Origin of the sequence: Streptomyces sp. UH6, assembly GCF_013421635.1 — a bacterium.
GTDB classification, from domain to species: Bacteria; Actinomycetota; Actinomycetes; order Streptomycetales; family Streptomycetaceae; genus Streptomyces; species Streptomyces abyssomicinicus.
In genome coordinates this window covers 1-8,811 of record NZ_JACADT010000146.1, presented here as the reverse complement: position 1 = coordinate 8,811, position 8,811 = coordinate 1, and the positions used below count along the sequence as shown (strand labels likewise).

At 66.5% G+C, this 8,811-nt stretch carries 16 protein-coding genes; all 16 read left to right on the top strand.

Translation table 11 applies throughout. The features are described from left to right. Positions 1-71: 71 nt before the first annotated feature. Positions 72-491 carry a 50S ribosomal protein L16 gene (rplP, locus tag HW445_RS10705; protein ID WP_005313579.1) on the top strand — a complete coding sequence of 140 codons (420 nt, stop codon included), beginning with the start codon at positions 72-74 and terminating at the stop codon, positions 489-491. After that, complete coding sequence (rpmC, locus tag HW445_RS10700) at positions 491-715, top strand: 50S ribosomal protein L29 (RefSeq protein ID WP_108954811.1); 225 nt, start codon at positions 491-493, stop codon at positions 713-715. Before rplP ends, rpmC begins: the two co-directional genes overlap by 1 nt. Beyond that, positions 712-996, top strand: coding sequence for a 30S ribosomal protein S17 (gene rpsQ, locus HW445_RS10695; RefSeq protein ID WP_151771771.1), 285 nt, complete (start codon positions 712-714; stop codon positions 994-996). Before rpmC ends, rpsQ begins: the two co-directional genes overlap by 4 nt. A 173-nt stretch (positions 997-1,169) precedes the next feature. Then, positions 1,170-1,538, top strand: coding sequence for a 50S ribosomal protein L14 (rplN, locus tag HW445_RS10690; RefSeq protein ID WP_055718836.1), 369 nt, complete (start codon positions 1,170-1,172; stop codon positions 1,536-1,538). A gap of 2 nt (positions 1,539-1,540) precedes the next feature. Continuing rightward, complete coding sequence (gene rplX / locus HW445_RS10685; protein ID WP_180220787.1) at positions 1,541-1,852, top strand: 50S ribosomal protein L24; 312 nt, start codon at positions 1,541-1,543, stop codon at positions 1,850-1,852. Further along, positions 1,849-2,406 carry a 50S ribosomal protein L5 gene (gene rplE, locus HW445_RS10680; protein WP_151771769.1) on the top strand — a complete coding sequence of 186 codons (558 nt, stop codon included), beginning with the start codon at positions 1,849-1,851 and terminating at the stop codon, positions 2,404-2,406. Before rplX ends, rplE begins: the two co-directional genes overlap by 4 nt. Before the next feature lie 5 nt (positions 2,407-2,411). Further along, positions 2,412-2,597 (top strand): type Z 30S ribosomal protein S14, encoded by a 186-nt coding sequence (locus HW445_RS10675; protein ID WP_003956452.1) that lies wholly within the window; start codon positions 2,412-2,414, stop codon positions 2,595-2,597. A gap of 237 nt (positions 2,598-2,834) precedes the next feature. Beyond that, on the top strand, positions 2,835-3,233 hold the full coding sequence (gene rpsH / locus HW445_RS10670; RefSeq protein ID WP_180220786.1) for a 30S ribosomal protein S8: 399 nt from the start codon (positions 2,835-2,837) through the stop codon (positions 3,231-3,233). Positions 3,234-3,255: 22 nt separating this feature from the next. Continuing rightward, on the top strand, positions 3,256-3,795 hold the full coding sequence (gene rplF, locus HW445_RS10665) for a 50S ribosomal protein L6 (RefSeq protein ID WP_180220785.1): 540 nt from the start codon (positions 3,256-3,258) through the stop codon (positions 3,793-3,795). A 3-nt stretch (positions 3,796-3,798) separates the two neighbouring features. Next, positions 3,799-4,182: a 50S ribosomal protein L18 gene (gene rplR, locus HW445_RS10660; RefSeq protein ID WP_151771767.1), complete on the top strand. Its 384-nt coding sequence runs from the start codon at positions 3,799-3,801 to the stop codon at positions 4,180-4,182. Between the two features lie 46 nt (positions 4,183-4,228). Then, complete coding sequence (gene rpsE, locus HW445_RS10655; RefSeq protein ID WP_108014598.1) at positions 4,229-4,834, top strand: 30S ribosomal protein S5; 606 nt, start codon at positions 4,229-4,231, stop codon at positions 4,832-4,834. Further along, positions 4,834-5,016, top strand: a complete 183-nt coding sequence (rpmD, locus tag HW445_RS10650; protein WP_003974250.1) for a 50S ribosomal protein L30 — start codon at positions 4,834-4,836, stop codon at positions 5,014-5,016. Before rpsE ends, rpmD begins: the two co-directional genes overlap by 1 nt. A 2-nt stretch (positions 5,017-5,018) precedes the next feature. After that, complete coding sequence (gene rplO / locus HW445_RS10645) at positions 5,019-5,474, top strand: 50S ribosomal protein L15 (protein WP_108954804.1); 456 nt, start codon at positions 5,019-5,021, stop codon at positions 5,472-5,474. Positions 5,475-5,756: 282 nt separating this feature from the next. Beyond that, positions 5,757-7,070 (top strand): preprotein translocase subunit SecY, encoded by a 1,314-nt coding sequence (secY, locus tag HW445_RS10640; RefSeq protein ID WP_151771765.1) that lies wholly within the window; start codon positions 5,757-5,759, stop codon positions 7,068-7,070. After that, entirely contained in the window at positions 7,070-7,723 is a 654-nt protein-coding gene (locus HW445_RS10635; protein ID WP_151771764.1) for an adenylate kinase, read from the top strand. The genes secY and HW445_RS10635 overlap by 1 nt, the downstream gene beginning before the upstream one ends. Before the next feature lie 232 nt (positions 7,724-7,955). Beyond that, positions 7,956-8,795, top strand: coding sequence for a type I methionyl aminopeptidase (gene map, locus HW445_RS10630; protein WP_180220784.1), 840 nt, complete (start codon positions 7,956-7,958; stop codon positions 8,793-8,795). Positions 8,796-8,811: the final 16 nt, after the last annotated feature.

Here is an 8,811-nt window from a genome sequence, read left to right as displayed (position 1 = left end):
AGGCCAAGCCGGCCGAGGCTCCCGCGGGCGCTGCCGCCGAGCCGAGCTCTGCCGGAAAGGAGAGCTGACCCATGCTGATCCCCCGTAGGGTCAAGCACCGCAAGCAGCACCACCCCAAGCGCCGCGGTATGGCCAAGGGCGGTACGACGGTCGCGTTCGGCGAGTACGGCATTCAGGCCATGACGCCGGCGTACGTCACCAACCGTCAGATCGAGGCCGCTCGTATCGCGATGACCCGCCACATCAAGCGTGGCGGCAAGGTCTGGATCAACATCTACCCGGACCGCCCCCTCACCAAGAAGCCCGCCGAGACCCGCATGGGTTCCGGTAAGGGTTCTCCGGAGTGGTGGGTCGCGAACGTGCACCCGGGCCGGGTCATGTTCGAGCTGTCTTACCCCAACGAGAAGATCGCCCGTGAGGCGCTGACCCGTGCGGCCCACAAGCTGCCGATGAAGTGCCGGATCGTCAAGCGCGAGGCAGGTGAAGCGTGATGTCGGCCGGTACCAAGGCGTCCGAGCTGCGCGAGCTGGGCAACGAGGAGCTTCTGGCGAAGCTCCGCGAGGCCAAGGAAGAGCTGTTCAACCTCCGCTTCCAGGCGGCGACCGGACAGCTTGAGAACCATGGCCGTCTGAAGGCGGTCCGCAAGGACATCGCCCGGGTCTACACCCTCATGCGTGAGCGTGAGCTCGGCATCGAGTCGGTGGAGAACGCATGAGCGAGAGCAACGTGACTGAAAACAGCGAGGCGCGCGGCTTCCGCAAGACCGCGCAGGGCATCGTGGTCAGCGACAAGATGGACAAGACCGTCGTCGTCGCCGTCGAGGACCGTGTGAAGCACGCTCTGTACGGCAAGGTCATCCGCCGTACGAACAAGCTCAAGGCCCACGACGAGCAGAACGCCGCCGGCGTCGGCGACCGCGTTCTCCTCATGGAGACCCGGCCGCTGTCCTCGACGAAGCGCTGGCGCATCGTCGAGATCCTGGAGAAGGCGAAGTAATCGGCCGGGGCTCCGCCCCAGCCGACACGGACCGGCCGGGGGGCTTCCCCGCCCCCCGGCCCGGTTCCCGCCCCAGGCCAAGTAAATTCCCGCGGGGATTCTCCCGCGGGTGAGTTCCGCCAGGCTCTCCGGCTCTGCTCCGGAGGGAACCGGCAGACGATCAGGAGATAGACGTGATCCAGCAGGAGTCGCGACTGCGTGTCGCCGACAACACTGGTGCGAAGGAAATCCTTTGCATCCGTGTGCTCGGTGGCTCCGGTCGCCGCTACGCGGGCATCGGTGACGTCATCGTCGCCACCGTCAAGGACGCGATCCCCGGTGGCAACGTGAAGAAGGGCGACGTCGTCAAGGCCGTCGTCGTTCGCACCGTCAAGGAGCGCCGCCGTCCGGACGGCTCGTACATCCGCTTCGACGAGAACGCCGCCGTCATTCTGAAGAACGACGGCGACCCTCGCGGCACCCGTATCTTCGGCCCCGTCGGCCGTGAGCTGCGCGAGAAGAAGTTCATGAAGATCATCTCCCTCGCGCCGGAGGTGCTGTGAGCATGAAGGTCAAGAAGGGCGACCTGGTCCAGGTCATCACCGGCAAGGACAAGGGCAAGCAGGGCAAGGTCGTCGCGGCCTTCCCCCGCGAGAACCGTGTCCTGGTCGAGGGTGTCAACCGGGTCAAGAAGCACACGAAGGCCGGCCCGAACCAGGCCGGCGGCATCGTGACCGTCGAGGCTCCGGTCCACGTGAGCAACGTTCAGCTCGTCGTGGAGAAGGACGGCCAGAAGGTCGTGACCCGCGTCGGTTACCGCTTCGACGACAACGGCAACAAGATCCGCGTTGCCAAGCGGACGGGTGAGGACATCTGATGGCTACCACCACTCCGCGTCTGAAGACGAAGTACCGCGAGGAGATCGCGGGCAAGCTGCGTGACGAGTTCAAGTACGAGAACGTCATGCAGGTTCCCGGCCTCGTCAAGATCGTGGTCAACATGGGTGTGGGCGACGCCGCCCGCGACTCCAAGCTGATCGACGGCGCCATCCGCGACCTCACCACGATCACCGGTCAGAAGCCGGCCGTCACCAAGGCCCGCAAGTCCATCGCGCAGTTCAAGCTGCGTGAGGGTCAGCCGATCGGTGCCCACGTCACGCTCCGTGGCGACCGCATGTGGGAGTTCCTGGACCGCACCCTGTCGCTCGCGCTTCCGCGCATCCGCGACTTCCGCGGCCTGTCCCCCAAGCAGTTCGACGGCCGTGGCAACTACACCTTCGGTCTCACGGAGCAGGTCATGTTCCACGAGATCGACCAGGACAAGATCGACCGCACCCGAGGCATGGACATCACCGTGGTGACCACGGCTGCCAACGACGACGAGGGCCGCGCTCTCCTCCGTCACCTCGGCTTCCCGTTCAAGGAGGCGTGAGCGAGATGGCGAAGAAGGCTCTCATCGCGAAGGCTGCTCGCAAGCCCAAGTTCGGCGTGCGTGCGTACACCCGCTGCCAGCGCTGCGGTCGTCCGCACTCCGTGTACCGCAAGTTCGGCCTCTGCCGCGTGTGCCTCCGTGAGATGGCTCACCGTGGCGAGCTGCCGGGCGTGACCAAGAGCTCCTGGTAAATCCCCATTTGGGGATCCCAGGCTCTCGGTAAGCAGGCCGGTCCGGCAGGCGACCCGCCACACATGGCTTAGGCTGGTGTGGTTGGGCGCTTGCCGTGCCCGGCCGTCCGCGGGCACGGTCCCGCTCATAGACGCTTACTACGCCGTAGGTCCACCGCGCCGCACCCGTCCCGTCTCGGATCGGGGAGAGGGATGGCGCACCAGGAAACCCCGGCGAGAGAGGCCTAAGGCCAATTCATGACCATGACTGATCCGATCGCAGACATGCTCACGCGTCTGCGTAACGCGAACTCGGCATACCACGACACGGTGTCGATGCCGCACTCCAAGATCAAGTCGCACATCGCGGAGATCCTCCAGCAGGAGGGCTTCATCACCGGCTGGAAGACCGAGGACGCCGAGGTCGGCAAGAACCTCGTCCTCGAGCTGAAGTTCGGCCCGAACCGCGAGCGCTCCATCGCGGGCATCAAGCGGATCTCCAAGCCCGGTCTCCGGGTGTACGCGAAGTCCACCAACCTGCCCAAGGTCCTCGGTGGCCTCGGCGTGGCGATCATCTCCACGTCGCACGGTCTCCTGACCGACAAGCAGGCCGGCAAGAAGGGCGTGGGTGGGGAAGTCCTCGCCTACGTCTGGTAACGGAAGGGAACGAGATACAGCTATGTCGCGTATCGGCAAGCTCCCCATCGCGGTTCCCGCCGGCGTGGACGTCACCATCGACGGCCGTACGGTCGCGGTCAAGGGCCCCAAGGGCACTCTGACCCACACCGTCGTGGCGCCGATCGAGATCGTCAAGGGCGAGGACGGCACCCTCCAGGTGACCCGCCCCAACGACGAGCGTCAGAACAAGGCCCTGCACGGCCTGTCCCGCACGCTGGTGGCGAACATGATCACCGGCGTGACCCAGGGTTACGTGAAGAAGCTCGAGATCAGCGGTGTCGGTTACCGCGTGACGGCCAAGGGCTCGAACCTCGAGTTCGCGCTCGGCTACTCGCACCCGATCACCGTCGAGGCGCCCGAGGGCATCACCTTCAAGGTGGAGACCCCCACCCGCTTCCAGGTCGAGGGCATCGACAAGCAGAAGGTCGGCGAGGTCGCGGCGAACATCCGCAAGCTGCGCAAGCCCGACCCGTACAAGGCCAAGGGCGTCAAGTACGAGGGCGAAGTCATCCGCCGCAAGGTCGGAAAGGCGGGTAAGTAACCCATGGCATACGGGCAGAAGATCCTGAAGGGCGACGCCTACAAGCGCGCCGCCATCAAGCGTCGGCACATCCGGATCCGCAAGCACATCTCCGGTACCGCCGAGCGTCCCCGTCTCGTCGTGACCCGCTCCAACCGCCACATCGTGGCCCAGGTGATCGACGACATCAAGGGTCACACCCTGGCGTCGGCTTCCACCCTGGACGCTTCGATCCGCGGTGGCGAGAGCGACAAGTCCGCGCAGGCCCAGCAGGTCGGCGCCCTGGTCGCCGAGCGTGCCAAGGCCGCGGGCGTCGAGGCTGTCGTGTTCGACCGTGGTGGCAACCAGTACGCCGGCCGCATCGCGGCCCTGGCGGACGCCGCCCGCGAAGCCGGTCTCAAGTTCTGAGCCGGTTCCGTAGCGAAGCTAGCGGAAACAGAGAGAGGTAATTCCAATGGCTGGACCCCAGCGCCGCGGCAGCGGTGCCGGTGGCGGCGAGCGGCGGGACCGGAAGGGCCGTGACGGCGGCGCAGCTGCCGCCGAGAAGACCGCTTACGTTGAGCGCGTTGTCGCGATCAACCGTGTCGCCAAGGTTGTGAAGGGTGGTCGTCGCTTCAGCTTCACCGCGCTGGTCGTGGTGGGCGACGGTGACGGCACCGTGGGTGTCGGTTACGGCAAGGCCAAGGAGGTGCCGGCCGCCATCGCCAAGGGCGTTGAGGAGGCCAAGAAGCACTTCTTCAAGGTCCCGCGTATCCAGGGCACCATCCCGCACCCCATCCAGGGTGAGAAGGCTGCCGGCGTCGTGCTGCTCAAGCCCGCGTCCCCGGGTACCGGCGTCATCGCCGGTGGTCCGGTGCGTGCCGTGCTCGAGTGCGCCGGTATCCACGACATCCTGTCGAAGTCGCTCGGCTCCGACAACGCGATCAACATCGTGCACGCGACCGTGGCGGCCCTCAAGGGCCTGCAGCGTCCCGAGGAGGTCGCGGCCCGCCGTGGTCTGCCGCTCGAGGACGTCGCTCCCGCGGCTCTCCTTCGTGCGCGTGCCGGGGCGGGTGCGTGATGGCGCAGCTGAAGATCACCCAGGTTAAGTCGTACATCGGCAGCAAGCAGAACCACCGCGACACCCTGCGTTCCCTTGGTCTCAAGGGCATCAACACGCAGGTCGTCAAGGAGGACCGCCCCGAGTTCCGCGGCATGGTGCACACCGTCCGCCACCTCGTGACGGTCGAGGAGGTCGACTGATCATGGCGGAGCAGAACCCGCTCAAGATCCACAACCTCCGTCCCGCCCCGGGCGCCAAGACCGCCAAGACCCGTGTGGGTCGTGGTGAGGCGTCGAAGGGTAAGACGGCCGGTCGTGGTACCAAGGGCACCAAGGCCCGTTACCAGGTTCCGGAGCGCTTCGAGGGTGGCCAGATGCCCCTCCACATGCGTCTCCCGAAGCTGAAGGGCTTCAAGAACCCGTTCAAGACCGAGTTCCAGGTCGTGAACCTGGACAAGCTCGCCGCCCTCTACCCCGAGGGTGGGGAGGTCACCGTTGCCGACCTGGTCGACAAGGGTGCCGTCCGCAAGAACCAGCTCGTCAAGGTCCTCGGCCAGGGCGAGATCTCCGTGGCGCTGCAGGTGACGGTCGACGCCGTCTCCGGCTCCGCCAAGGAGAAGATCACCGCCGCCGGCGGTACGGTCACCGAGCTCGTCTGACGAGTTCCGGGCCCGGCCGACATCGCTGAGATGTCCGGCTGATGTCCGTGTGACCCTGCGATTCCCGACCGGGGATGCCCCACAAATGGGGTATCCCCGGTTGGTCGTTCTCAAGGGCTTGGTGTCGCCGGTAAGGTGACCTCCACTGCCACTCTTCGACCAGTGCTCACACAATGAGCACCGGGCACTCGAAGCGGGGGCGGCCCGTTACATCGTTTGGTATTTGTCGATCCTCAAGACCGTCACCCTTGACGCAGTTGCGCGGGGGTCGCAGGAGGCACCGTGCTCACCGCGTTCGCCCGGGCGTTCAAGACGCCCGACCTGCGCAAGAAGCTGCTCTTCACGCTCGGCATCATCGTCGTCTACCGGGTCGGTACACATATCCCGATCCCCGGCGTGGACTACACGTCCGTCCAGGCGTGTGTCGACCAGATGTCCGGCAACTCCGGGCTGTTCGGCCTGGTCAACATGTTCAGCGGTGGTGCACTGCTGCAGATCACGATCTTCGCGCTCGGCATCATGCCGTACATCACGGCGAGCATCATTCTGCAGCTGCTGACCGTGGTCATCCCGCGTCTCGAGGCCCTGAAGAAGGAGGGCCAGAGCGGTACGGCGAAGATCACCCAGTACACCCGTTACCTGACGATCGCGCTGGCCGTGCTCCAGGGCACCGGCCTGGTGGCGACCGCCCGCAGCGGCGCGCTCTTCAGCGGCTGCACCGTGGCCAACCAGATCGTCCCGGACCGCGCCATCTTCATCACGGTCCTCATGGTCCTCACCATGACGGCCGGTACCGCCGTCGTCATGTGGCTGGGCGAGCTGATCACCGACCGCGGTATCGGCAACGGCATGTCGATCCTGATGTTCATCTCGATCGCCGCGACCTTCCCGGCCGCGCTCTGGGCCATCAAGGAGCAGGGCACCCTGGCCGACGGCTGGATCGAGTTCGGCACCGTGATGCTGGTCGGCTTCGTGATGGTCGGCCTGGTGGTCTTCGTCGAGCAGGCGCAGCGCCGCATTCCCGTCCAGTACGCGAAGCGGATGATCGGCCGGCGTTCCTACGGCGGCACGTCGACCTACATTCCTCTCAAGGTCAACCAGGCGGGTGTGATCCCGGTCATCTTCGCCTCGTCGCTGCTCTACATCCCGGCCCTGGTGGCCCAGTTCTCCAGCGGGACCTCCGGCTGGAAGACGTGGATCCAGGCGCACCTTGTGCAGGGCGATGACCCGATTTACATCGCCATGTACTTCCTGCTGATCGTCTTCTTCGCCTTCTTCTACGTGGCCATCACCTTCAACCCCGAAGAAGTGGCCGACAACATGAAGAAGTATGGTGGGTTCATCCCGGGCATCCGGGCTGGCCGACCGACCGCTGAGTACCTCAGCTATGTGCTCAACCGGATCACCTGGCCGGGTTCGCTGTACCTGGGTCTGATCGCTCTCGTGCCGACAATGGCGTTGGCCGGTTTCGGGGCAAACCAGAACTTCCCGTTCGGTGGCACCAGCATCCTGATCATCGTGGGTGTCGGCCTCGAAACGGTGAAGCAGATCGAGAGCCAGCTCCAGCAGCGCAATTACGAAGGGTTCCTCCGCTGATGCGAATCGTCCTCGTCGGGCCGCCTGGTGCCGGTAAGGGAACGCAGGCCGCGTTCCTGGCCGCGAACCTCTCCATCCCGCACATCTCCACGGGCGACCTGTTCCGGGCCAACATCGGCCAGCAGACGGAGCTGGGCAAGCTGGCGAAGTCCTACATGGACAAGGGCGAACTGGTACCGGACGAGGTCACCATCGCCATGGCCAAGGACCGCATGGAGCAGGCGGACGCCGTGGACGGCTTCCTCCTCGACGGCTTCCCCCGCAACGTCTCCCAGGCACAGGCTCTGGACGGGATGCTCTCCGAGGGCGGTATGAAGCTCGACGCGGTGCTGGACCTCGAGGTCCCCGAGGACGAGATCGTGAAGCGGATCGCCGGCCGGCGCATCTGCCGCAAGGACTCCGCGCACGTCTTCCACGCCACCTACAACCCGCCGAAGACCGAGGGCGTCTGCGACGTCTGCGGCGGCGAGCTGTACCAGCGGGACGACGACACCGAGGACACGGTGCGCAAGCGCCTGGAGGTCTACCACACGCAGACCGAGCCGATCATCGACTATTACCGGGCGCAGGACCTGGTCGTGACGATCGAGGCGCTCGGCAAGGTGGACGAGGTCACGGCCCGGGCGATGTCCGCGCTGAAGGCCGGCGAGTAGTACGCGCCGCCCGCACGACGGTGACGGAGGCCGCGGTTCCCCCTGGGGAGCCGCGGCCTCCGCGTTTCCTCCGGGCGGTCCGCGTACCCCGTCGGTGCCGCCGCCTCCGGTGCGCTGCGTGCGCGCGCGGGGCCGGGCTGTCACGGCGGGCGCGGGGAGCACGTATCGTTGGTGGTGTACGTACAGGACGAAACCCAACGTCGGTCACGGCGGAGAAAGGCCCGTAGCGCTCATGGTGCAGATCAAGACCCCGGAGCAGATCGCCAAGATGCGCGAGGCGGGCCTTGTCGTCGCCGCCGTGCACGCGGCCACCCGGGAGGCCGCGGTCCCCGGCTCCACGACGCGTGACCTGGACCAGGTGGCCCGCAAGGTCCTCGCCGAGCACGGCGCCACGTCGAACTTCCTGGGCTACGGCGGCTTCCCCGCCACCATCTGCACCTCGGTCAACGAGGTGGTCGTCCATGGCATCCCGTCCGACGAGGTGGTCCTCAAGGACGGCGACGTCATCTCCATCGACGCCGGTGCGATCATCGACGGCTGGCACGCGGACGCCGCCTACACCTGCTTCGTGGGCTCCGGTCACCTTCCGGAGCTGCACGAGCTCTCCCGGGTGACCGAGGAGTCGATGTGGGCGGGCATCGCGGCCATGAAGCAGGGCAACCGGCTGGTCGACGTCTCCCGTGCGATCGAGACCTACATCCGCCGCCAGCCGAAGCCGGGCGGCGGCAAGTACGGCATCGTCGAGGACTACGGCGGCCACGGCATCGGCACCGAGATGCACATGGACCCGCACCTGCTGAACTACGTCGAGCGGCGCCGCGGCAAGGGCCCGAAGCTGGTCACCGGCTTCTGCCTGGCCATCGAGCCGATGGTGTCGCTGGGCACGCCGAAGACCAAGGTCCTCTCCGACGACTGGACGGTCGTCAGCACCGACGGCACCTGGTCCTCGCACTGGGAGCACTCGGTCGCGCTGACCGAGGCGGGTCCGCTGGTCCTCACCGCGCCGGACGCCGGCCGCGCCAAGCTGGCCGAGCACGGCATCACCGCGGCGCCGGACCCGCTGGCCGCCTGAGCCCTGCCGGGCGCTC

What these genes read in the sequence shown, in the direction of transcription:
- rplP (WP_005313579.1), top strand. Translation starts at nt 72, where the DNA reads ATGCTGATCCCCCGTAGGGTCAAGCACCGCAAGCAGCACCACCCCAAG.
- rpmC (WP_108954811.1), top strand. Translation starts at nt 491, where the DNA reads ATGTCGGCCGGTACCAAGGCGTCCGAGCTGCGCGAGCTGGGCAACGAG.
- rpsQ (WP_151771771.1), top strand. Translation starts at nt 712, where the DNA reads ATGAGCGAGAGCAACGTGACTGAAAACAGCGAGGCGCGCGGCTTCCGC.
- rplX (WP_180220787.1), top strand. Translation starts at nt 1,541, where the DNA reads ATGAAGGTCAAGAAGGGCGACCTGGTCCAGGTCATCACCGGCAAGGAC.
- HW445_RS10675 (WP_003956452.1), top strand. Translation starts at nt 2,412, where the DNA reads ATGGCGAAGAAGGCTCTCATCGCGAAGGCTGCTCGCAAGCCCAAGTTC.
- rpsH (WP_180220786.1), top strand. Translation starts at nt 2,835, where the DNA reads ATGACCATGACTGATCCGATCGCAGACATGCTCACGCGTCTGCGTAAC.
- rplF (WP_180220785.1), top strand. Translation starts at nt 3,256, where the DNA reads ATGTCGCGTATCGGCAAGCTCCCCATCGCGGTTCCCGCCGGCGTGGAC.
- rplR (WP_151771767.1), top strand. Translation starts at nt 3,799, where the DNA reads ATGGCATACGGGCAGAAGATCCTGAAGGGCGACGCCTACAAGCGCGCC.
- rpsE (WP_108014598.1), top strand. Translation starts at nt 4,229, where the DNA reads ATGGCTGGACCCCAGCGCCGCGGCAGCGGTGCCGGTGGCGGCGAGCGG.
- rpmD (WP_003974250.1), top strand. Translation starts at nt 4,834, where the DNA reads ATGGCGCAGCTGAAGATCACCCAGGTTAAGTCGTACATCGGCAGCAAG.
- rplO (WP_108954804.1), top strand. Translation starts at nt 5,019, where the DNA reads ATGGCGGAGCAGAACCCGCTCAAGATCCACAACCTCCGTCCCGCCCCG.
- HW445_RS10635 (WP_151771764.1), top strand. Translation starts at nt 7,070, where the DNA reads ATGCGAATCGTCCTCGTCGGGCCGCCTGGTGCCGGTAAGGGAACGCAG.
- map (WP_180220784.1), top strand. Translation starts at nt 7,956, where the DNA reads ATGGTGCAGATCAAGACCCCGGAGCAGATCGCCAAGATGCGCGAGGCG.